Source organism: Methanomassiliicoccus sp. (assembly GCA_012719175.1).
Classification (GTDB): Archaea; Thermoplasmatota; Thermoplasmata; order Methanomassiliicoccales; family Methanomassiliicoccaceae; genus UBA6.
The window spans coordinates 559,434-583,687 of record JAAYAX010000004.1 but is presented as its reverse complement, the minus strand read 5'-3'; the positions used below and the strand labels follow the sequence as shown (position 1 = coordinate 583,687).

At 53.8% G+C, this 24,254-nt stretch carries 18 protein-coding genes; 6 read left to right on the top strand and 12 right to left on the bottom strand.

What is annotated here, in order from left to right; genetic code table 11:
* The first annotated feature begins 34 nt into the window (after positions 1–34).
* The 3 genes from GXX95_03240 to GXX95_03230 all read left to right on the top strand — a co-directional run bounded on the left by GXX95_03240 (position 35) and on the right by GXX95_03230 (position 4,341).
* A complete protein-coding gene (locus tag GXX95_03240) occupies positions 35–1,132 on the top strand; it encodes a DUF354 domain-containing protein (GenBank protein NLT37158.1) in 1,098 nt (365 codons plus the stop codon).
* A 93-nt stretch (positions 1,133–1,225) separates the two neighbouring features.
* Positions 1,226–2,419, top strand: a complete 1,194-nt coding sequence (locus tag GXX95_03235; protein ID NLT37157.1) for a glycosyltransferase family 4 protein — start codon at positions 1,226–1,228, stop codon at positions 2,417–2,419.
* 200 nt (positions 2,420–2,619) lie between these two features.
* Positions 2,620–4,341, top strand: a complete 1,722-nt coding sequence (locus GXX95_03230) for a hypothetical protein (GenBank protein ID NLT37156.1) — start codon at positions 2,620–2,622, stop codon at positions 4,339–4,341.
* A 91-nt stretch (positions 4,342–4,432) separates the two neighbouring features.
* Here GXX95_03230 and GXX95_03225 read toward each other — a convergent pair whose 3' ends face one another.
* Positions 4,433–5,677, bottom strand: coding sequence for a flippase (locus GXX95_03225; protein ID NLT37155.1), 1,245 nt, complete (start codon positions 5,675–5,677; stop codon positions 4,433–4,435).
* 405 nt (positions 5,678–6,082) lie between these two features.
* Here GXX95_03225 and GXX95_03220 point away from each other — a divergent pair, with 405 nt between their 5' ends.
* A complete protein-coding gene (locus GXX95_03220) occupies positions 6,083–7,402 on the top strand; it encodes an amino acid permease (GenBank protein NLT37154.1) in 1,320 nt (439 codons plus the stop codon).
* Here the strand turns inward: GXX95_03220 and GXX95_03215 are convergent.
* Positions 7,378–7,980, bottom strand: coding sequence for an ECF transporter S component (locus GXX95_03215; protein ID NLT37153.1), 603 nt, complete (start codon positions 7,978–7,980; stop codon positions 7,378–7,380). The genes GXX95_03220 and GXX95_03215 overlap by 25 nt on opposite strands.
* A gap of 333 nt (positions 7,981–8,313) precedes the next feature.
* On the opposite strand from GXX95_03215, the gene GXX95_03210 reads away from it, so the two are divergent.
* Positions 8,314–8,643, top strand: a complete 330-nt coding sequence (locus GXX95_03210; GenBank protein NLT37152.1) for a hypothetical protein — start codon at positions 8,314–8,316, stop codon at positions 8,641–8,643.
* 70 nt (positions 8,644–8,713) lie between these two features.
* On the opposite strand, the gene GXX95_03205 is transcribed toward GXX95_03210, so the two are convergent.
* From GXX95_03205 to GXX95_03170, 8 genes are all read right to left on the bottom strand, one after another.
* Complete coding sequence (locus tag GXX95_03205) at positions 8,714–9,139, bottom strand: VOC family protein (protein NLT37151.1); 426 nt, start codon at positions 9,137–9,139, stop codon at positions 8,714–8,716.
* 195 nt (positions 9,140–9,334) lie between these two features.
* Positions 9,335–10,618 (bottom strand): zinc ribbon domain-containing protein, encoded by a 1,284-nt coding sequence (locus GXX95_03200; protein ID NLT37150.1) that lies wholly within the window; start codon positions 10,616–10,618, stop codon positions 9,335–9,337.
* 45 nt (positions 10,619–10,663) lie between these two features.
* On the bottom strand, positions 10,664–10,909 hold the full coding sequence (locus GXX95_03195; GenBank protein NLT37149.1) for a hypothetical protein: 246 nt from the start codon (positions 10,907–10,909) through the stop codon (positions 10,664–10,666).
* Positions 10,910–11,693: 784 nt separating this feature from the next.
* Positions 11,694–12,644, bottom strand: coding sequence for a glycosyltransferase family 2 protein (locus GXX95_03190; protein ID NLT37148.1), 951 nt, complete (start codon positions 12,642–12,644; stop codon positions 11,694–11,696).
* Between the two features lie 106 nt (positions 12,645–12,750).
* Positions 12,751–14,316, bottom strand: a complete 1,566-nt coding sequence (locus GXX95_03185; GenBank protein ID NLT37147.1) for a polysaccharide biosynthesis protein — start codon at positions 14,314–14,316, stop codon at positions 12,751–12,753.
* Between the two features lie 36 nt (positions 14,317–14,352).
* On the bottom strand, positions 14,353–15,594 hold the full coding sequence (locus GXX95_03180) for a hypothetical protein (protein NLT37146.1): 1,242 nt from the start codon (positions 15,592–15,594) through the stop codon (positions 14,353–14,355).
* Positions 15,595–15,627: 33 nt separating this feature from the next.
* The gene (locus tag GXX95_03175) at positions 15,628–16,338 is read right to left on the bottom strand and encodes a polysaccharide pyruvyl transferase family protein (GenBank protein NLT37145.1); all 711 of its coding nucleotides are present in this window, start codon (positions 16,336–16,338) and stop codon (positions 15,628–15,630) included.
* A 244-nt stretch (positions 16,339–16,582) separates the two neighbouring features.
* Positions 16,583–17,578, bottom strand: a complete 996-nt coding sequence (locus GXX95_03170; GenBank protein ID NLT37144.1) for a glycoside hydrolase family 32 protein — start codon at positions 17,576–17,578, stop codon at positions 16,583–16,585.
* Positions 17,579–18,014: 436 nt separating this feature from the next.
* Here GXX95_03170 and GXX95_03165 point away from each other — a divergent pair, with 436 nt between their 5' ends.
* Positions 18,015–19,163 carry a DUF354 domain-containing protein gene (locus tag GXX95_03165; protein ID NLT37143.1) on the top strand — a complete coding sequence of 383 codons (1,149 nt, stop codon included), beginning with the start codon at positions 18,015–18,017 and terminating at the stop codon, positions 19,161–19,163.
* 5 nt (positions 19,164–19,168) lie between these two features.
* Here the strand turns inward: GXX95_03165 and GXX95_03160 are convergent, their stop codons facing one another.
* Positions 19,169–20,350: a glycosyltransferase family 4 protein gene (locus GXX95_03160; GenBank protein ID NLT37142.1), complete on the bottom strand. Its 1,182-nt coding sequence runs from the start codon at positions 20,348–20,350 to the stop codon at positions 19,169–19,171.
* A 185-nt stretch (positions 20,351–20,535) separates the two neighbouring features.
* The gene (locus GXX95_03155; protein NLT37141.1) at positions 20,536–23,919 is read right to left on the bottom strand and encodes a hypothetical protein; all 3,384 of its coding nucleotides are present in this window, start codon (positions 23,917–23,919) and stop codon (positions 20,536–20,538) included.
* Positions 23,920–24,254 lie beyond the last annotated feature (335 nt).

The following is a 24,254-nucleotide window of genomic DNA, read 5'->3' as shown; positions in this document are numbered from 1 at the left end:
TAGGCCAGTCGATGTCATTACCGTTGAGTAAGACATGAGGATTCTCGTCGACATCGGTCACCCCGGCCACGTACATCTATTTAAGCACTTTATCTGGGAGATGGAGAAAAAAGGGCATCACATCCTTATCACCGCTAGGAACAAGGAGATCACCCAGGATCTACTGACGAAATATGGCATCCCATTCACTCCCCTGGGGGAGCAGAAGAGGGGCAAGGTTAAACTTATAATGGAGTGGGTGAACCGGGACGTTAAAATGTTGCAGATCGCCCGTCAGTTCCGCCCCGACTTCCTGATAGGTGTGGGTAATCCTTCGATTGCCCATGTCGCTAGAGTGCTGGGAGCTACCTCGGTGGTCTTCACAGATACCGAGCATGCTAAGTTCGCAAACCGCTTAACGTTTCCATTTGCAGACGTCATATGCACCCCCTCATGTTTCCTCTCAGATATTGGCCCTAAGCAGATACGCTTCGATGGCTACCATGAGCTTGCCTATCTCCACCCGGATCGCTTCACGCCTAATCCAAGAGTTTTGAGCGAGGTTGGTCTCTCTCCTGAGGATCCCTTCATCATCATGCGTTTCGTGTCCTGGCAGGCAAGCCACGATATCGGGCAGCACGGCATCCAGAATAAGGTCCAGATGGTGAAGGCTCTGAAGAGTTATGGCAGGGTCATCATCACTTCCGAGGAACAATTGCCACCAGAGCTCGAACCCTATCGGTTTAGTATTTCTCCAGAAAAGTTGCACGATATGCTCTACTACGCCACACTGTATGTGGGAGAGGGGGCGACAACGGCATCGGAATGCGCTATTCTAGGTACTCATGCCATTTACATCAATACTCTTAACGCAGGTACTCTGAACGAACAGGAAGAGAGGTACCATCTAATATCTAACTTCTCCAGGCGTACCTGCACTGATGAAACAGTCATGGAAGAAGCAAAAAAACTCCTCGAGAACCAGAACCTGAGGGCAGATGGGAGAAAGAAAAGAGAGGCCATGCTGAAGGAGAAATGCGATGTGACATCGTTCATGGTGTGGCTGATAGAAAACTACTCTCCTCACTTCTTCGAGATGGGCGAGGATAAAAGATTTCAATGCTCGTTCTTGTCACCAGAGAGTGGTCAATGACCAATCTCATTCTGCAAGGACGCAAGAGAACTTATAACGTTAAGGGCATTCCATTATGTCAACTATTATGCCTGGGCATAAGAGGGTGGGAGGATAAGCTTATTGAAAGACCATGACCTGTTGATCATTGCCCCATCATTCCCCAGTGAAGACGATTCCTTTATTGGTGGAGTTTTCATAAAAAACCAAGTGGCTGAATTAAAACGTTTTTTTAACAAGATAACGGTAATCTCGCCAGTATTCCGTTCCTTCGGGTATGTAAAGAAGGACAAGGCTTGTAAAGATTATTCCTATGATAATGTGGAGGTAAACTTTCCCAGATGCTTTTACATACCCATCTCTTGGCTGAATAAGGTAGTTATCGATGGGAGAACGAGGGTTGTCAAGAGAACTATCGATAAACAAAACATTCATTTTAATCTGATTCACGCTCACTTTACGTGGCCGTCAGGATATATTGCCGCCAAGCTAAGGCAACAATACCATGTGCCCGTTCTCACCACCGTCCACGAAAACACTGATTGGTTAGACAGGGAGATTAAAATGAACCATCCGTACCTCAAGATGGCATGGTCGGGAGCCAACATCCTTATCAGGGTGAATAAGAAGGATGTTAAGGCTCTCAAGCATTTCAATGAGAGCACAGTTGCGATACCGAACGGTTTCTCACCGAGTTTTCACCCCATGGACACCACAATGGCAAGAGAGAAGTTAGCTCTGCCAATCGGAGCCAAGATAATTTTCTCCCTAGGGTTATTGAGAGAACGTAAGGGATTCGACTATCTCATAAACGCGATGACATCTGTCTGTGAGCACAGGAATGATATATTGTGTTATATAGGGGGGTCTGGTGTGGAATACGACAGGCTTAAAGAGCAAATAAATCAACTTCACCTCGAAAGTAGTGTCAAGCTGCTAGGTAGAGTCCCCGGAGATCAACTACCACTCTGGATGAATGCATGCGACGTCTTCACTCTACCCAGCCTCAGCGAAGGAAATCCCACCGTCATGTTCGAGGCCCTCGGATGTGGGAAACCTTTCATTGGAACAAGGGTAGGAGGTGTGCCAGAGGTCATAACTTCTGACGAGTACGGCCTTCTTGTGGAGCCTGGTAGCTCTAGCGACCTTGCGGAAAAACTGTTATCGGCGTTGGGCAGGCAATGGGATAGAGAGGCCATTGTCCAATATGCGCAACAGTACACCTGGGAGAACGTATCTCGGGAGCTAGTGCAACAGTACCGGCAGGCATTGGGATCACCTCCATCTGATGTGAATGACTTCCATTAAGCGCACATCACCAACTCTTTTTTCCTCGAACTGCCTATTGGAATCAAATGTTTGATAATATTGTAGTGCATTGTGGCCAGCAGTTAGGACGGCACGATTCATCCCTTATATGTTGAGTGCCATAGCTGATGGAGCAAAGATCGTCTCTTCCGCAAATAAAAATCTTCGTCTTGGATCGTTGAGTTTCGTGTGGTGGGAAGTTGGCATTGTCATTGAACAGTCGAAGAGCATTAAAAATAATCGGAATTGTATACTTCACTCTCTTTCCGATACTCCTCATTGTTAATTTTTCGAAGGAGGTCGATTTCCAGAGATTCCCCACAATATTCAGTGCATACCTGGAGATGCTTCTGAACGGGTATGTGAGCCCGAACTTTTACGCGTTCCCCATGTTCCCCCCGGAATCCCTCCCAATTGATACTACCATATCATCCATTGCCCAGCGTGTGGCGGAGACAGAATCCTACCTACCCAACACGGCCATCATCCATATGATCATGATATATCTTCTTGACATCTCGCCAGAGCTAACGGTCATCATCCCCTTCGGCCTGGTTATTGTGCCCATCTCATACCTCGGCCTGCTGAACTCCTTGATAAACAGAGAAAAGTATCCCCTCCCCTACCTTATCCTTGCAGTCTACGGCCTATTGTTCCTATTCACCACAAAATCAACATCTTCCTTCTATGCAGCTACCCCTGGATATACACTGATATTCATCGGGATGCTATGTTTCTGGAAATTCACCCAAACACACGACTTGCGGTTCTATCTCCTCACCATCATCATATTGATTAGCCTGGCACACTACTGGCACACCGCTCTCATGATCCTAATGATACTCTTTGTGTCCGTATGGGCTGTCTATTTCACATTAATTATCGCGAAGTTCAATGAGAGAGTAGGTCCGAATGAACAATCCAATTACCATTGGAGCAACAATAATTTTCGCAACATGACGGCACTGGTCCTGATTTCAGTTGTATGTGCTATCACCTTTATTCACTTGTGGCAGACCAGTTATCTTGATGGTTTCATGCAGAACGCTAACCTCCTGGACTTCATTGATGAAGCAGTGAATAAATTGACAGGCCAGATTGCCTTCGAGGTCCCCTATAAATATAACTACAAGGACTCTGCCCTGGGCTCTATCTATTTTATATCTTATATGATCTTGCTAGCTGTATCGTGTTTGATGGTATTGGTCGTACTTCACAAGCACTTATGGCCACACATCACTCGCAGAACACAGATTAAGGACCAGGTGTCCCGGAACTCATTTGTCCTGCTGTTGGGCTTGGTGATAGCTCAAGTAGTGATAGTATTCCTCTACTATCAGTCGAACTCCATCAACTTTGTTTATATTCCCACATTGTTCCCAATGATGGCCATTTATGCATTTCTGAGCTACAATGACAAGCAACTTTTCAGAAGACGATTCAGTGCCGCAAAAATTATATCCTACTGCATGGTCGCGCTTCTTTTGCTAGGTGCCATCTGCCTAGTTACGATGTATTGTACAAATCAGGCTGGGGAGACCTCTGTTACGAAGTTTGCAGAAGTAGAGAACAGCTTCCAATGGAGCTATAGACACGTGAACGGAGAATCACAGGAAATTTTTGCTGACTTCAATATCATTGGTAAGAGCCTGCAATATGAAGCTCAAGTGGCCAAACCTACATTTGGTTATGAGCATCTTAACACCGATGTTTACGCTCAGCTGGTCGGGGATGCACGAATAAACGATACCGATGGGCAATATGTGATTATCGATCACGCGACCATGAGCGCAGGACTGCCTATTCAGATACACACGACGAGATCCTCACTATTGCCCAAGTTGTTAGAGATCAACAGCTCACCGAACGCAGGTAAGATATACCAGGATTCTTGGCTGTCAATACATCTGTTCGATCAGTAAGGTACATAAAAGGGCCTCAGTCCTTTCTTTCAAGATATCGGCAAATATTTGAATCGCATACAGGGCCCTTACTAGCAGGTTGATCCACGTATCAGTGCACTCTTCTGAGGTATATCTGTATTGCCCATATGGTTATTACGAAATTGAGAATCAAGGTCACGGCTGTAGCAATTGCAGCCCCGTTCATGCCCATGTGAGGAATGAGCAGGACGTTCAGTGCGATGTTCAAGATGGTGCAAATCACACCTATCTTGAAAGGTACATTGACTCGGCCAATGCTGGATAGGGTAGCCCCAACAGCTCCGAACGATGCGGCGAATACATATCCTAGAAGCAGGATCAAAAGCGGCTCATAGGCGGTGCTGTACTCGTTCGTGAAAAAGAAAGTGATGATGTAGGGACCAAGTACAGCAATGATGGATGCGCAAATGATGGTAATGAGAAAACTTTTTTTCAGGGTGGAATAGTAGATCCTTCTCACACCTTCCATGTCCCCCTTTCCATACTTGGCCGCCATGGACGGTGCCGTTACCCGTTGGACCGCGCTGGGCATGAGAGTCAAGACCTGTGCCAGGAGAGCTGCGACGGCGAATATCCCTACCTCGGTGGGGGTCATATAGTATCCGATGAGGATCGAATTTATCTGGGTATTAAGAAAGCTGATGGCGTTCCCCAGGACGACGTAGAGTCCAAAGATGGTGGTTATCTTCAATGCTGTGACGTCCCAGTGAGAGCCGTCACGCCGGAGATGCTCCCTTATGAGAAGAGGGCTCAACAGGCTAACGATGATCGTAGGCCCAACTAGGCCGACGGTGGCACCGAGCTCCCCCATATGTAAGGATCCTACTAGTATTATGGAGATGACGACAACAGAAACGTTCTGGGCGATCTGAAGATAAGCGAATCGGCTCATTTTCCGGAAACCATTAAGGGTACCGAGGACAGCCTTCTGGATGGCGATGAAGGGGAAGGAGAACGCAACGAGCTGGATCATGTTCTCCAGTTCAGGCGTATGGAAGAGAGAATTGGCGATGACCGGCGAGAGGAGGAAGAGGACGACACCCATTAAGGTGCCAGTGATGATGGATGAGGTCATTCCGGACGAGACGAGCTTGCGGATCGTCAGATGATCGTCGAGATGCTCGGCGACATATTGTGTTAGTGCAGAACCGATCCCGAAAGCGGCGAACTGCTGACCCAGGAGATATATCGTGAACGCTAGCGTATATATCCCAAGGCCTTCGGCCCCCAGCTCCCTTCCGAGGACCACTCTCAGAACAAAGTGGGCCAAGGATGCTGTGACAACGCTTATGAAGGCCCATTGCACATCGACCATGGCCCTGCTAAAAGGGCTCTTCAGAACGCTTCACCCCCATCGGAAAGTAATGAGGTGTTTTGTGCGGCGATCATCGGAAAATAGGCTTGGGGGGCAATCAGATGATTTCCTAACTTCCCCGAGGCTGTGGCCATCAACCTGCCAGATAACTTCGATACATTAAATAATGGCTTACATCGTAAAAGATTTGGACCACTATCTTCCTTTTACCCCCTCATTTGACCTTAGCTGCCATCGCCATCCCTCCATCTTCTGCAGGTCGCTCCATGCAACGAGACCCGATGAAGCGCTGCGACAGGAACAGATAGGAACGACATGCGCCCTACTCATCGATCTATAAGAGTCTAGGAGACCATTGACCGTACAGACCTCCTGTGCGTTCAGGAGCGACCAACGGTGCCGATGATGAGCGACAAGATCGAGAAGCTGAACCTGTTCGATGTCACCAACATCATCGTGGGGACGGTGCTGGGTACCGGCATCTTCATCACCCTATCCCTGACCGGCAGCCTCGTCGGTCCCTCCTCACTGGTAGTATGGTTGATCGCCGGCATCATCGCATTGATCATAGCGCTATCATTCAACTACTGCGTGATGGTCCTGCCTAAGAGCGGCGGTCCGTACGCTTTCGCCCAGGATACGTTCTCGTCCCTGGGCGCGTTCATGGTGGGCTGGAGCTTCCTCCTCTTCGGATGGCTCTCCCTGGTAGCGATAACCCTGGCCTTCCTGCAGTACTTCGAGGCCCTCGTCCCCGACATCGGATTCTTAGCGGGCGTGGGGGTGATGGTCTCGCTGGTAGTGTTCGCCGTCGTGACCAACCTCATGGGTGTGAAGGTCACCGGCCGCGTCATCAACGTATTGTCGCTGGCGAAGATCGTTCCGTTCGCCCTCCTTGTCGTTGGCGGCGCCATCTACCTTCTCGGCGAGCCAGAGCGGATGATGTCCAACTTCACACCGTTCCTCACAGGAAGTGCCATCAACTTCGGCGAGGCGGTGGTGGTGGCCTTCTGGGCCTACACCGGCTTCGAGCTCGCCACCCTGCCGGCCGGTGAGGTGGAGGAACCGACGCGCACGATACCCCGGGCCATCATCATCGGCATGCTGGTGGTCGCGTCGTTCTACTTCTTCATCAACCTCGTGGTCTTCGGCGCCCTGGGTGGCGCCGGAGTGTCGGACGCCGGCAATCCCCTGGCGGAAGCGTCCAAGGTGATCTTCGCCTGGTCGCCGGAGCTGGCATGGCTCATGGCGCTCCTGGTGGGCATCGGCGCTCTCCTGGCCATCGCCTGCTCCGAGGAGACGGAGCTGCTCGGCGCATCGCGTCTCGCCAGGGTGCTGGCGGAGGAGGGCATGATGCCTCGCGCCCTCGCCAAGCTGAGCGTCAGGAGCGGCGTGCCCTGGGTGTCGATAGTCCTGCTCGCCACCACGGCGCTGGCGGCGACGTTCTTAGGCGGTCTGGAGAGCATAATCAACGCCTCGGTGTTCATGCTGGCGTTCGTCTACCTGATGACCTGCCTCACCGCCGCGATCTTCTTCGCTCAGGGACGCGCCTGCGCCAAGGCTACGCGCTTCGGGGGGACCATGCCGGTGCTGGGCGTGGCGTTCTCCCTGCTCATCATGACCTACGTGAACCCTCCGGACATCCTGCTGGCCGCGTTGCTGATGGCGGTCGGAGGGCTCGCCTACATCCTCGTATCACGCCGTTACTCCCTCTCAGGCAGGACCTGATCTTCCACAGGCCCGGCATGGAGGACGGTCTTCTGCGAGAGCTGCAGGAGCCGAGAATAGATCAGGACGAGGATGGGAAGCAGTACCGCCCCATTGAGCGCGTCGGTGGCAGCGGCGGAGACGAACACCGTCCATGCTTGCTGCACGGTATTGACGGTCAGGCCCATGTACAGGTCGAGAGGCACCGCGAACCCCATGCCCAGGACCGCCCCGGCCACGGCCAGCGGCGGTGCCCATAGAAGACCGGTGCGTCCCAGACGCCTCTCCCTGTCCAGCAGGACGTAGGCGAGGCCGGGCACAGCGCCCATGATGCCGTTGCCGATGTCCCACGGCCAGAAGAAATCGTTGAACGTGACGACATCCCCCAGCACGTTGCCCAGGAAGCCGGTGAGGAAGCCTGCCCGGGGACCGAAGAGGAAGCCTATGAGCATCGGCACGACAACGCTAGGGCGGACGGCGGTCAGTTCCGTGCCCGGCATTATCAGCACGTTGAGGCGGACGGTGATGATCGCGTAGAGCAAGCTGCCGATGGCGACGACAAGGATCTGGGTCCTGAGCGTGCTGTGCTCCATGTTCATCAAAGATCCAGTTCCGTATCGGTTCGCAAGAAGATAATCCTAGGCTAACGTGAGCACACCATCGGCCAACAATTAGGACCATCCCGGCCGTGTGTGGAGGCTAGATATCTGATCTCTGGACCCAATGAACGCACTCTCTGGCAACTTCATCACGGTCGGAAAGGCATTTATATATTATTCTACAGAATGATAATTCTTTACATTTGATTATCATTTCTCGTCTATCACGTAAAAACGAGGTCCATGGCCATTCCGGACCACCATCTCAGAGCGGCCTGGGGCCCTGGTGTTTTGAGAATAGCTTTTTTACCGATGCGTTAGAGAGTACCATCCATGGGCAAGGACACGAAGTATGCTAGGGTCAGCAGGCAGAGATTTAAGCCCGGGAGGAGAGAGGAGGGCAACGCTATCGTAGCCGGATTCCTCAAGGAAGAGGAGGAGGGGTACCTTGGTTACATCGCCCTCAACTCCCTGGACGATCCGGATACGGCTACATACATAACGTTCTGGACCTCGGAGGAGGCGATGGTCCATTCCATCGAGGTCAACCGCGAGAACGTCTACAGGGCACTGGGAGACCTTATCGCCGGAACTACGGACATGGAGCACAGCGAGATCCAGGACATGGTGCTGGATAGGGTCTTGAAGGTCGAGGCACGGTAGGGAAGAGCCACGTTATATGGGCCGCTCCGGCCCCTCTTTGCTCTTTACCAATAATGGGTCGAATGTCCGCCTAGCCTTGCTTCGGCAGCGCGTAGTCGATCATCCACCATATGCCATACTTGTCCGTGAAGGAGGCGTACAGGTCCCCCCAGAACATCTTCTCCAGGGCCATCTCCACCTTTCCGCCGGCCGAAAGCTCGTTGAACAGCCTACGAGCCTCGGCCTCGCTGTCCGGGGTGATCATTACATACACGCTGTTGCCGAAGTTCACCTTCTGGCCGACCGACTCCAGGGCATCGCTGCCCATGAGCATCGTTGTTCCTACAGGCAGGGCGATGTGCGCTATCCCCTCTCCCTCGGCCTCGGAGAACCGTTCCGCACCAGGCATCTCCTTGTACCTCATCAGGGAGGAAAACTCTCCGCCGAACACTATTCTATAGAACTTGAAGGCCTCCTCGGCATTGCCGTTGAAGTTCAGGTACGGGTTCAACATCATGCTGCTTGCTTTTCGAGCGGATGGCATTTATACCCTTGTAACCGGAGATGCACATGCATATTGATTGGCATGCGGAGACATCCACGACCTCGATCGTTGATGTGTGGCTGTGAAAGGCCTGGACTGGCGCCTGAGGCCCGTTGGATAAGGAATGTGTCAGAGCAGAGCGGAAGCGACACCCGCTCGGCGCGGTGGTCAATTGACGACCTTGAGGACCCTGGAAAAATGCTCAGTGAACAACTTCCTCAGGTCATCGACCACCTCATCATTTGCCAACGATATGGTGATGTCAGTTTGCTGGGTGCCCCTGAGGAAGAAGGCGATCTGGCCGGGATTGGTGAAGAACTTCCGTTTAAGCTGGATCAGGGTGACGTCCTGGTTCATCAGCTCGATGTCCTTGCTCCTCTCCAGCTCGGCAAGGAGGGCTCTGTTCTCTTCAGATGTCAGGTCCCTTCCCAGGCTGTTCCTCACGGTCCATTTGGTCCCGAGGCCCAGCACCGCCCCCATGACCGTGCCCGCGACAGTGGCCCCCACGGCCTTGGCGAACAGGCCTGGTTTCTTGACCCCGATTATCCTCCGGTTCGTGATGTAGATCGCGTAGCCCAGCGACCCGGGTCTGGCCATGTCGGAGCTGGTGAACCCCCCCACCACGTATTCGTTCGGTACATCGGCCCGGTGTGAGGGCTGGTTCGCGGCCGGGTCCAGCGTTAGCTCGGACGTTCTCATATCGCTCTCGTTCTTTGATGGAGGTGAGGTGGTGCTGGTCTTTTGAGAGGCAATCCTCTCGACCTTCTTGCCGCAAGAGCCACAGAAGGTGTGGTCCGCTCTCATAGGAGCGCCGCAATAGGGGCAGTACCGGGCCGGCCTGGAGGGGGGCGCCGCTCCCTGCACCTGGTCAGGCGATTCGGAGACCATCTGCTCCAGCCATTGGTTTGTGTAGGTCAAGGGATCGATCTTATTGAGGGTGAATGCCGCCCAGAATCTTTTCCTCTCATCCGATACCGCCTTGAGAAGATAGGGGGTCGCTGCCGCTCCCACGGCCACCAATGCTGTGGAGGCATACACCTGCTTGTCCTTGTCTCCCAATACCTCGGTCAGTTGTGGCAGGTAAGGTCCCAGGGTGGGCATGCCATAATCTATCAACATTCCACAGGCATGCGCCTGTCTTGCCTTGTCGCCTAGTGCCCTGATGAGGAGCGGTATGATCAGGTCAGGCCTCTGAATGCGTGCCAGGGCCGCTCTGGCGTACGCTCCGCCTTTGCTCTCGTCGAAAGCCTCCACCAATGCCGGGATGGCCGGTTCACCGATATCGGTCAACACCGCACCTGCGTAGGACCGTCTCTGCTCGTCACCGAGGACCCCTATCAGATATGGTATGACGGCGGGCCCCATCCGGCTCAGCATGACCATTGCTGGTCCTCGCTTTCTATCATCGGCCAGGTCCTCGATCAGGTCGGTGACCGACCTAGCTTTTCCCAACAGGCCCATATTTCCTAGAATTATTACCATTCGATGACTATAAGATTATTTTTGGAGCCCTCTGCCCACCATCGCGGGGACATCGCTGACGCCTGCGCCCACGTGCCTTCTCTTATGGACCGACCTCTCACGCTTGAAAAGGACCAGCGCTCCCTTACCACCTGGCGATAGCTCGTTGAACAGTTGATGCGCCTCGGCCTCGCTGTCAGGGGGGGGGGTCAAGATGTACACGATGTTGCCTAGGTTCACCTTCTGGCCAACAGATTCCAGGACGTCGCTGCGCATGAGCATGACCTTTCCCACAGGAAAGGCGATGGGCGTGATCCTCCCTTCCGGTGGTGATAGAAAGTCTAATGTTGTTTGGAGTCTAGAGACTCATCAGCAATGGCCTCGAGCGCTCTTCGAATACTGACACTGGGAATCTGGATATTCAGCCTGTTGATGTGGCTAGCCGTGGTGATAACCATCATCTCTCGAGGTTGTGACTGCGATCTTTTCGGTCCGCTGGTCACCTGGGCCCCTTTTATGAATCTCGTCAACGTAGGAGTTATCTCTTTTTCCATGAGCTTTATCTCCATGGCGATTTACGTCACCTACTGGCTGCGGCCAGCCGGGAAATGAAAAAATATGAACTATTCCTTGTAACCGATCGTTTTGCCCTCATTGGTTGCATATTATGACGCATCACTATGAAAATTCATCTACCCTGAGCTCAAAATAGACAAAGCATGGTTCATTGGTTCCTTAGAGGGCTGCTGCTCTCCGCCTCCTTCCATTCAGCACTGCTATTCGCTTACGTTATAGCACGAATCGTCATCAATAGCGATGCGGTGCACTTAGACGATCCATTCTTCTACTATATACCTCAGATATCATTTCTTAGCCTAGCAGTTATCAGCTTGGCCGTATGCATCGCGAGTACGGCAGCATACAAGTTCTTTTGGCGATCATCCAGAAATATCTCGGACCCGCCCCCCTCGTAGAGGTAATGTCTTGTTCGATCATTTTAAATTCATTGAACCCAAGAGGAGGGAAGACACACCTCATACATTGGTTGGACGATCGTGCCATCCTCCTACTCCTTAGCCTGGTTCCAGTTCCTCGTGGCAATGAGGATCCGATGAGGAATGTATGTCTTTAGCATCGATAACCGCCTTCGACGCCCCAGATGCTTGGTGTCCACATTCCTCAGGATCTCCCGCGCGAGGTCCGGTCTTCCGGCCTCCGTATTCCTATCCGCGGTCTCGATCTGCTTGACAGCAATGTATTCCAGCAGATCATCATGCAGCCCCTCAGGGACCTCACCCGCCTGAAGCACCTTCTGTGCGTGGACGACGAATGCGTTCATAGGCACCGGCTTGATCTTGTTGCAAGCTCGGTTCGCGGCATCGATGTGATATATACCCCCGCCCTCCCAGCTGAACGCTATGGAATACCGTAGAGCGATGCGGCCCCATAGGTCGGTGTCCTCACCCCACCACGCTTCCTCGGAGAACCCCTTCATATCCGTCAAGACAGCTCTCGGGATGGCGACCGTGGTCGATGACACTGGAGGATTGCCCATGGCCGCCGCCCGGAAGTAGTTCGGCAGGATCCCCTCCCACGGTGCCTTCGGTATTTCGGCGAAGGGCGCCATCTTATATTCAGAACCCTCGGTCTTCAACAGGACGGCGGTCGCGTACGCACCTGATCGAGGGAACTTATTCCTCAATCGGATCAGTGTTTCCAGATGGTCTGGGAACCACTCATCGTCCGCATCCAGGAAAGCGATCAGCTCCGCCCTTGCGGCAGCGATGCCCTTGTTCCTCGCTGCTGATACTCCCCTATTCACCTGTCTTATGAGGGTGATCCGCGGATCATTGAAGTTGGTGACTACATTCCCCCCATCGTCAGAGGATCCATCATCCACCACGATGACCTCGAGGTCCTGAAAGGTTTGTTTGAACACAGATCTCAGCGCGCGGCCGATGTAGGGACCTTTGTTGAACAAGGGTATGACGACCGATACAGCTGGAACATCCTTCATTCGTTCACCAATACTATCACTAACTCCATCACCAATAAGCTAAACCTTACTATCGATTGTCGATCTTTAAAAAATATCTGATACCATCCGATGTGAGAAAGTGGGATCAGTGGAACAGCCATGCCGGGATCACTTTCTGCAACATTCCTGGTAGGCTCAATTGTATCAGTTCCCTTTCCTTGGGGCTCAGGCCCAGCTTGAGCATCATCAGAAGGTACGCTCCAGAGATTACACCTGCAACTATCAGGAGCATCGGAAGCGTTGTAACACCTATCAACGAGGTCACAACAATGCCTGCCAAGGACAGGAGCGCCACTGCCCCTACGCCGAAGAACATCTTCCGGACGTACGTGAGGAGGGGCACGTGGACGACGCTGGCGATGAACACCGGGTTCACCAGGCCATAGCGGATGATGAGCGTCACCAGGCCGGCGAGGGCTACACCGTACATGCCGATACCCAATGTATAGGAGAATAACACCGCGAGCAGAATGTTTGCGATGCCCAGCGGGAGGGTCAGAAAGACCAGGCCCTTGACCCTATCGTAGGCTACGGTGATCGGCGAGATGCAGGAGACCATGATCTGTAGGATGACCGGCGCCACCAGGATCCACACTAGGGGCGCGAGGTGCGCGAACTCCGGACCGACCCATAGCGTCAGCAGCAGCGATGAGAACACACACACCAGGGCGACGGGCAGCGCCATCAACAGGCCGCTGATCTTGACCGCCATGGTCGTAAAGCTGACCAGACCACCATGGTCCTGCCGCGCGTAGTATGAATATGTCATGGGGGTGAACAGGTTGGTCAGCAGGCCGGCAATGCTTACGAGTAGGGAGCCCCACACCACCGCCAGCGCGTACTCGCTGCCAGAGACCTCACCGAAGATCTTGTTGACGATGAACAGGGCGACCTGGGTGTTGAGCAGCAGCCCGATGCCGTTGAACAGCACCCATGATGACATGATAGATATTTCGTGCATACGCGAGCGCACGAACAGCTTCCTAGAAAGTCGCAGTCCGGGGCACACGCGGCTTGCCAGGAACGCGGCCACCCCCACGGAGACTATCGATGCCAGCAGGTAGGAGAGACCGACCAGTGCTAGTGACGGTCCTAGGGAAAGGAAGAACAACACCACTGTAACGAGCTGCACTGCCAGGTTGACAGTGTACACGTAGTTGCGAAGGTCCAGTCGGTTATGAGCGAACAACACCACCGTGAAGCTCGCCCCCCATGCGGTGACCAGCATGGAGCCGAAGACCATAGCGAATAGCAGGAACACCTCCCCGGCTGCCTGATCTCCGATGTTGAAGAACGAGGGGGCGTACCATGCGGCTACTAGGAGGAAGGGCGTCAGTACCAGGACGAAGGCCAGGATGCCGATGAGGGCGGTGCTGAAGGTCTCGCTCGCTTTCCCCATGTCCCCGCGCTGCAAGTCCACGGTCAGGTATCTGGAGATGGAGAGGTTCAGGGAGTCGATCACGATGGTGATGTAACTGGTGATCGAAGTCGCCAACGGGATCAATCCGTAGGCCGCCGTTCCCAGCGTGCCTATGAAGAAGGGGACGAGCAAGAGGCCCACCACGATGCTCAACGTGAAGTACACCACGTTCGTCAAGAGGTTGCGGGGGAACCGCTGCGCGAACTTGATGTCGACGGGGGCGTCGCTCATAGGTATTCCTCACTTAGTATGCACTGTCTGCTATTTTCACAGTCGCTTCATGCGGCGGTAGCGGACCTTCACGAAGTGGGGGCTGCAAGCCATACCCACTCGGAACACCTTCCAGTACGCGTTCTTGAGCGTATGAGGTGTCCTTCTGTGCGCGGTGTGGGCGGCCGCGAGGGGATAACGGAAAATTCGGGCAGCAGTGGGCAAGGCGAAGTTACGGCGCACCATCTCCTCATAGATATCCTGCTTATAGGAGTCTGCCTTGCGGTCGCTGATGACCGAGCCGATGTACCGCGAACGGTGAGCCTGGTAGTGATCCAGATCGAACACTGCGCCGTAGCGGTCCAGCTTCCCGAGCACATCGAGGGTCACCATGGTCCTCTGGCACTTGAAGCACCGCGAGCAGTTCCTCTCCGCGCGGACACATACGCATAGATGTCTATACGAGAGAGGGTACTCAGATACTACATCGGTCTTCTCCAGCCGCGATAACGTCTCGCCGGACATGACCAGCTCGGTATCGTTGGTCGACAGCATGCTGAGCGAGTAGAAGTCATAGTGGCCGGAGTCTGCGGGGCTCAACTCGAACTGGCGTAGGGAGTAACCGGAGGAGAAGTAATAGACGTTGAACAGCTTCTGAAGTGCCAGCACCGCGGCGGCATTGCGATACACGTAGGTCGCTACATAGTTCATCATCAGTATCTCGCTGAGGTTGGAATCCAATGTGACCATGGGAAGTCCCAATTCCTCGGCGCACGGTCGGACCGCCTCCGCGCCCCGGCGGAACAGGTCGCGGGCAACATCACCTCCGAAGTCCCCGCTGGCGCCGACGTTGAAGAACGCCAAATGGGTCAGCTTGCGGCTTTGAGGACAGTCCTCCTTGGTGTGCTTTGAGATGGTGTACATCGAGTCCACGCCGCAACTGAACCCCACCCCCACCGCACCGGCGGAGTCAAGGTGCCCCTCGTCCAGCGGGCAGTGTACCTTGACGAGGTGGCAGTGTGGAAAGATCGTGGTGATGGTCGGCATAAGGTGTTTGGTCAGCATGTAGTATAGGCGCTCGGACACGGGGGCCTCGACCGTGATATCCATCCCTCGCCTCATCGCGTACAAGAACAGGGCTACGAGGAACGCATCACCCCTCTCATGGCACAGGAACCTGCCGTACTCACTCGACGTGGAGAACCACAGCACCTCGTCAAGTTCCTTGGACTCGATCCTTGCCTGGAGGATCGTCTCATTCTCGCGCTCTATCACTTCTGGATGGTGTATCGTTAACATTTGGAGCATTCCTTCTCAGTAATAACACATGATCTATTCGGCAAGGAAGGGGCACGCGTTCCTGAGCTCTGCGAGATCAAGATTGATCTCCTTTATCTGGCATTCATCAACAAGCTCATCAGCATCCTCGGCCGAGGCCAATGAGAACGGAGTTGCATTCTCATGTCCGATGCTCTCATAATAATCGTGGAACTTGAAGTCCTTACCTCTTATGTTGCCCGTTATCTTGATCCACAGGGAGGGTATGTGGTACGCATCAGCCGCGATGCAGCCGTGCAGCGAGCTCGAGGCGATCGCCCGACAGCTGCAGACATCGCGGACGAACTCGTGGACGTCGCTGGCCACGTCGATGATCTTGACCCCTTCCACGTTCCTATACCCGCTCAGGAGCGGGGAGGAAGTGTCCATGTAATGAGGTATTATCCCCAGTCTATACTCTTTCATCACATCTGGACAGTATATGGAGGGGAAAAGGAGCGCGGGATCACCGAACACCTTGGGGCAGGAGATATCTTGTTTCAGCAACATCTCCCTCGTCCGGGGGCCTCTGACCGCGAAGATTTTCCTCGGTTTCGCGACAACCACTTCTGCATCGGAGATGAGCCCTGTGCCCCACACCTGAGCGTTCTTCACACGGGGTGTATGAAGTAGGCTCCCCACGACCATGTACACCGGCCTATCGTAGACGTTCAGGAAGTTCCGGAACAGTAAGGGCTTCTTCTTGGAGAGGGCTTCGATGAGCACGGGATTTAGACTATCGCCCCAGTTCCTGACGACAGAGTACCACTCCGCGAGAATGTAATCCTCGCTGACCAGCGTCTTGTAGGTGTCAATGATGTCCGCTAACGATCCCTTGCTAAGCTCATCGAGCTTATCCCTGAACGTCCACCTCTTGAACAGATCGCCCCCCTTTTTTTCGATTGTGACTGCTCATCTATTATCCTTTTGATTTGTTTCAAATAGCGGTGTTTAAAGTAACACACGTATGTCATCCCATCCGCACGTAGCCAGATGTTCGCCCCAACTTCCACACGCCGTTCTTGGACCTGGCAGAGTACCAGATGTTGTAATGATCATTTCCCGGACCGAGGGTGAAGCTGCACCTGTATAGCGTCTCGTTATCCCAGCCGCTCTCTGTCGGTAGCAGGACCGGTCGGTTTATCGGCGTCGTTAAGGTGGTCGGATACTCGTTCTTACACTCGGCATGCAGGATGACGCCCAGGCCTATACTCTCAAGAGGGTAAGCACAGCTGAGGAACACTGCCCTGCCCTCGCTACGATCGGGCTTGCATGACATATGCCAGTTGGTGAAACCTGAACGAACGAAGGGATCACCGCCTAGGTCATCGACGCACTGCTGTGGGCGCTCCCACGAGATACCATCCCTGCTGAACCGATAGAAGATCCCGTACGGCGCTCTCTCTCTGCCACCTCCCCACATATGCCACCGGTCCGTTGACTCTCTCCATATGCACGGGGAGCGGAAGTTGTTGTCCACCTCCTTCCACGGGGAATATTTTATCACGTCCACCGGTGCGCTGGTAACATCGGAGATGCGGATCATCCTCAGCGTCATTTGCTCTTTGGAGGTGAAGCGGTAGTAGATGCGGACCTCGTCTGCGTCAGGATCATAGACCATGTCGGGATCGCTATTGAAGCCCGCTCTCATGCCACCGGGCGCGGTGGCGAGTGGGTTTTTCACGTTCGGAGGTACTGTCCACACGATACCGTCATTGCTGACGAAAAGGGATGGGTTCTCGAAGGAGTCGTTGCTGTACGGGAACGGGGTCAGTACCATCCAGTAACGGTATCCGTGCCACTGTGGGATGCCATGCTCGAGCGAGAAATCGATGACCGAGGGGTGGACCACCTGATTCGAACCTTCATAGGTGGGGATGCTCAGCGGCGTTTCAGCGTTAGGGAGGATCGACGGACCCGCGCGTCGAGGATAGTAAGTTCCCTTCAAACGGAGTCTCAGCTTCATCCTAGCCTCCTAACTTATTTGTGAACTTTACCTATTTAGCGGTGCATAGTCGAGAAAATCATATTGCGACCGTATCGCTAGAAAGTGAGCGCTCAGTAAGCGGATCAATTTATAAATCCAGATATGATATAAATTAGTTATAAGTAAATGATACTCAAAGAGAGTTCATGGGACGGATAGACTGTGCAGGATCGGGAAACCTTGCACAGGGGGAATAGAAATGAACATATGCGGTATAATTGGCGGACGCACCAAGCACGTTGATGCTGGTCACTCAGGAAATAGGGGGACATGAGATAAGCGGCACCTATTCCTTATAGAGTGATGCTGCCGAAGGCAATCGACGATAGTTACGATCTATAAGCCGGAGGTATTCAGAAGCGAATAATTACTGTAAGTGATCAAGCATGATGTTACTTGGGGTGGAGGATGTGATATGTTCAAACCGCGGTTCCAGACGGAATCGCTGCATCCAGTTGAACACAGGTACGAGGAAAGGGAGAACTCTGAAGTCATCGAGATAAAGGAGCCAGAGGCGATAGGGAGCATTGCCAAGCATGATGGTCAGACCTTATGGATAGACATTATCAACCCATCGGACGTGCACTTCTTCAGACCCATCCTGTCTCGTTTGAAAGGGTACGAGCACCTCGTTACCTTAAGGAACCGGGCGGAGACAATAGGTCTGGCACATCTTGAAGGTATAACCGGGCAGACGGTCGGCTCGGACGGTCACCACACCTTGGGTAAGTGGCTGTTCATGGGCATCAGGACCATGAATCTCATTGGCCGACGATTAGATTTCGACGTGAACCTATCTTTCGAGAACGGCATGAGCGTATTAGTCTCAGGGTTAAAAAAGAAGAAGAGCATCAACTTCTGTGACAATGATCTAAAGTTCTACCAGAAAAGGTCATTCATCCAGGATATGGAGTCTAAGTATAAGGGAATGGCCACCTTTACAGTGGTCCCGCAGGCCTGCTACAACAATTTTGCCCGCGCCTTTCCCCGGTCAGCGGTTATAGGCTACGATGGCTTCAAGGAGGATATCTACCTCTCCGACTACATTCCGGACTCCCGCATCTTGAGGCGGATACCGTACGACGAGTACGTGGTGGTCCGACCAGAATCCCTAGGCTCGTACTATGTGAACGGCCGGACTTCGATCGTTCCGGACCTGATTCGTATGCTCAAGAAGATTGGCCAGAATGTCGTATACCTTCCCCGGGACAAGGGTGATGTACTTTACGCTCAGGGCTTGGAAGTCTTCATTCCGCCTACTCCGTTTTTCGGTCTGGACCTCTGCTACTTCGCCAACGCGGTTTTAACGGGTTCAGGAACCTTAGCTCGGGAGGCTGCCTGCATGGGTAGGCCTTCGGTCTCGTTCTTCCCCGGTAAGCGGCTGCTCTCAGTGGACCAGCAGCTGGTCGATGAAGGGCAGATTTTTCACTCGAGATCCCTGCCGGAGATATCCCATTTTATAGATGAGCATGCTCACAAACCGGCCTGGGACTTTGAGTTCGCCCGCAGCCGCAGGGTGAGGAGGGACGTGATGAACATCCTAACGAATCTGATAGAGTCATAGACCTATCAGATCCTGGTCTTTTTCTCCATCAGGATGCGGTATTGCTCGACATACCTATCGGCTATGATCTTCCAGTTCCGGTTCTCAGCTATGAACGATCGAGCAGCAAGGCCGATCTCCCGAGCTCGATAACCATCATCGAGCAATGACCACATGGCATGGGATAGAGCTTCGTGATCTCTCTCTGGGACCAGAAGGCCGGTCATACCGTCGATTATCGTCTCGGGGTTTCCGCCGATGTTCGTGGCGACCACCGGCCTCCCTAACGCCATAGCCTCAAGCAGGAAGATGCTGGAGCCTTCCTCCGCCCCCTTGCCCCTGAGCGATGGCAGTACGGCCATAGAGCTTAGGTGCAGCAGTGCCGGTATGTCCTCATGGGGCACATCTCCCAGAAAACGCACGTTACGTTCGATCCCCAGCTCCCTCACCATTTTTATCAATCCGTCCCTCTCAGGACCATTCCCCGCTAATAGCAGCTCCAGGGCAGGATCCCGCTCCACAAGGAGCCTCATCGCCTGAACGAGGTAACCTTGACCGTTGTTGGGCATCATGGCCTTGGCGCAGAGCACCTTCCTGCCAGTTCCAAGCTGGTACCGCTCCCATACTCTTTCGATGCTCTCATCGTTCAGACCAGTTTGAAGTATGTTCACGTCCACGCCGTTGGGGATGCACTCTATTCTACTGGCATCGTGACCTTGCTGGATGAGCATGTCTTTCTTCTTACTGTCGACAACTATGACGAGATCCGCCTTCCTCAGCATGGCAACGTCAGAGAAGCTGGCCCAGCGGTGCTTCACGCCCCCCTCGGCCATGCTGCCCTCAGCTATTCTCTCATGGACGCTCAGCCCGTGCATGGTGATCACCATCGGGCAACGTGAATGCAGGAGCGTGGCGTACAAGTACGGGCTAGGATTGGACCCCTGGACATGAACGATATCTGGATTGATTGCTTTGATATCCCTCAACAATATCTGTAGTGCAAGAAGAGGGAGCGCCCGGTAGACCCTCTTCCGTTCAATGGTCCGAACATGCACCCCATTAACCGAGAACTGATCGGAGATCTTCCCGAACGACAGGACGTGTACGTCGATCTCATCGGACAGATGGCATGCCAGGTTCGAGAAGTGGGCCTCCACGCCGTTTTGGGGGGAACCTTCTGGCCACTTACCAAGGATGAGGACCCTCACCGCTCTCACCGTTCAGCGGTGCTTCTTTCCCACAGAGGGCCAAGGAACTTCGAGCGAACCACAATATGAGTCATCGGACCCGCTCCTATTTGATTATCATGTCCTCCAAAGGGAGTATAAAGGGTTGTGACGGAAAATAGAAAAGAGTGAAAGAGGTTTGAAACCGTTTATCTTCGAGACGAAGATCACGCGCGGACCAGCGGTCCGATGTTCCCGGTCCCCACGCAGTTCGTCATCGTCACTGGGTATCCGTTGAGCTGGTACCCTGCACCGTTGGCGGTATCGCCCTTCTGACCGTTGTATTGGGCCTCACAATCGGTGAGACTGCCGCTGATCTGGCTTCCAGTACTGAAGTAGAAGCCCGAGCAGTAGCTGTACTCCGCATCGCAGCCCACCACGGTGACGGTCTGGATGTTCACACCTTCCCCGAGCCGGAAGCCGACACTGTCGCCGTACCTCGGCGAGGTCTGACCGCAGCTCAGAGCATTGCAGCACGTCAGCTTCAGGTTCTTGAGCCAGGCGTTGGTGCTGCTGCCAGCACCAGCAAATCGGAAGCCGTCGGTGTGCGCCGCCTTGGCCTCGCACGCGCCTATGTCCAGACCGTCTATGGTCGAGCCGCTGGCACAGTACGAGTATATGGCCGCGGGGTGCAGGGACGAGGCCTCGTTCACTATGAGACCCCTCAGCTTGATGTTGCTGACGGTATCCCCGCCATCTGCAGTTATCTCCACGTTCCCGTTGTTTATGCGGAGCAGGTTCATGCGCACGTTGTCCACATTGTGGATGGCGAAGCCCTCATCGGCGCTGGTACCCGGGAAGTTCAGTATAGTAGGACTTCCGGGGCTGGAGAACCACTCGTTGAGGTCGATGCCGCCGTAGAGGCAAACGCCGCTAGCGAGGGTGATCTGTCCCGTCACCGAATAGGTGCCCCCAGGTATGCGCACCACAGCGTTGGCCTGGCTGCAGGCCCACTGCAGGGCTGTGGTGAAGCTGGAGCCGGTGTACACGGTCGTGCCGCCAGTGTTCTTCACCGTTGTTCCGGAAACAGAATAGGTGTACCCGTAGCCGGAGACGGTCTTCTGCTCGACAGGGTAGCGGTCCGCGCTGTAGAAGGTACCCCCAGCGTTACCGATGCCGGTGCATCTGGTCTTCGTTACATCCTGGTAGCCGAAGGTGAGATAGCCAGCCCCCCACACCGCTCCCCGGGGATCGGAGTATGACTGCCCGTTGTAGTTGGCCACGCAGTCCTGGAACACGCAGTCCGTGACCGTCGGTCCGTACTCCAGGTGGAACCCGCTCTCCCAATTGTATGAGGCCTCGCACCGGACCAGAGTGACCTTGTCGATGTGGCACTGCTCCACCAGGTCGAAGCCGACGGTCCAATCCCAAATATCGTTGGTGTATCCGCAGTACAGGGCCTTACAGTCCTCGAAGTAGATGTTGTGTTGGGTCCCTGCTGTTCCGGTGCTCCACGGGAAGTTGCCCATGATGGCAAAGCCGTTGCCGCCCACGTTGTAGGCTACGCAGCGTATGAACTTGATGTCGTTCACGCTGGCGCCCGTGCCCCTGGAGACCCAGGTGCCGAAGGCGTTGACCACCATGTAGTTGGTGTCCCAGACCGTCACGTCCTGTACGACGTGGCCGCCGTGAGTGCCCGACGTGGAGGACAATCGCACGCAGCCCTGGCCGGTGATCCCAAACTGTTTCAGGGTCACACCATCAACGTCCTTCACATGGAAGCTGGCGTCGGAGTAGTCCGCGTACTTCATGCTCTTGGTGGTGAAGGTGAACACCGTGCTCATGGCCCCATCGCCCATCAGCGTAACGCCGCTAGCGAAGTTGATGTTGTCGCTGAGGGAATAGCTTCCTGCAGGAACGTACACGACCCTTCCTGTCTGAGTGCAGGCCCAGTTCAGGGCGGCAGTGAAGCTCGAGCCGGTATAGGCGGTGCTGCCGGTGGGCCCCTTGACTACGTTGTTCGACACGATGTAGTCGTAAGTGGTCGTAGGTGTCGGGGTCGGCGCTACAACGTTGAACGAGGCGCTCGTCGAGGACCCGATATACTGTTCGTTCCCACCGAAAGTGGCTGTGAACTTATAGGTCCCAGCCGTGGACGGTACGTAGTCCATGCTGAATCTGCCGTACGCATCCGTCACCGCCGTCGCTCCCTTCTCAGGGTTCGCGGTGTTGCCGTCGGGCAGCGTGACCGCGAGGCTGACAGTGGCATCAGGTATGGGGGACGAGCCTTTCAGCACACCGTCGGCATGGAGACTGCTCCCGGTCTCCACGTTGCTGGAAGCTAGGGTCAGGGTCACCGAGGACGCGGTCTTCTGCGGCGCCGGTGCGACCGCTGTGAAGGACACGCTAGCGGAGGTCCCGTCATAGCTACCATCACCATCAAAGGTGGCGGCAAAGGTCACCGTTCCGGCGGTGGCAGGTGCATAGCTCATGGTGAACCTACCGCTCAAGTCAGTGACAGCGGTCGAACCCTCGACGGGGTTGACGTTCGTACCATCAGGCAACTTTACCGATAGACGGACGGTCGCCCCGCTTATAAGTACAGAGCCAGAGGAGCTTTCACTGCTCAGCACACCGGAGGCCACCATGCTGCTCCCCGTGTTTATGGAGGAGGATGGTACGGTAATGGTCATCGTAGATTCCTTCTTCTCGACTGGCTGAGGCGCAGGCTGCAGGTTGGTCAACCCACCCTTGTTACCCACCCCGGTGCTGTCGATCATGCTGACCGAGGAATCCAGCAAGTATCCGTAACCTTCTTGGGCGTTAGGCTTCTGGCCATTATAGTTGGCCACGCAATCCTGTAGGACCACCCCGGTCTTGGAGATCGAAGGGCTGAGGAAGAAGCCGCTCTCCCAGCTGTAGGAGGCCTCGCAATTTACCATTTTCACGTTCTGCATCAAGGAATTGCTACCGTCCAAAGCGAAACCCACGACCCAATCGTTAGGGCGGTTTGTCAGGCCGTTGCTGATGGCCTTGCAGGAATCGAACAGTATGTCACTGACCGGCCCCTCTCCATTGATGGTGAAACCGTTAGCGGCACTGTTGGTGACCGTATCACGGATGAACTTTACGTACGACACCTTGTAGGTGGCGGCCTTGACCGAGAATACCTCAGGAGTGACCCCTGTGGTGGCCGATACATCCTGGACGACGATATTTGAGATCGCGGCCCTTTTGGAGGCGATCAGGATATGGCATGTCCCTTCCATACGAAGGGATTGAATGACGACATTCGATGTGAAAACATCGATCTCCCCGTTCCTAAGGACGGTGTTGTCACCCACTCCACTGAGAGTCACTCCTCTTTTCATGGTGAGGCCGCTCATCAAGGCATAGGTTCCAGCATTTATCAGGACGGTCTTACCGCTGGCGCTATGATCTATGGCCCATTGGATCGCCTTGTTGGAGGTTGATGAGGAATACGCAGTGTAACCGTAGGCGCTCTTTACAACTGTCTTTCCGCTCGTGTTCTTACTCACGATATAGGAATAGTCTGGAGCCGCGGCCGCCTCATCGGTGCCTAGGAAGACCAAGGTCGCTGATGACAACATGATGGAGGCGACGATTATCGCGATAAAACGAATATTCCTATTTCTATTCTTTTTATTATATATTTTATCCATCTTATCATCTCGATAGATTTTTCACCCTCTTTGTTCCTATATTTAGATAGTTTTCTCTAGAAGGGTAGTTTTCTCCACTTACCGGTCAACTTCTTCTATCCACAATATTTATGTGACCGTTTGGCGGCTAAACCGCGAGCTTATACTTTATACTTTTGAGACTCGTAATCAATACTGATTATCTAAATTGATTTCAGTTAATATTATATTATTTTGCATTACTTTATTAGTTTTAATTTTATTAATTTAAAATAAAATTAATA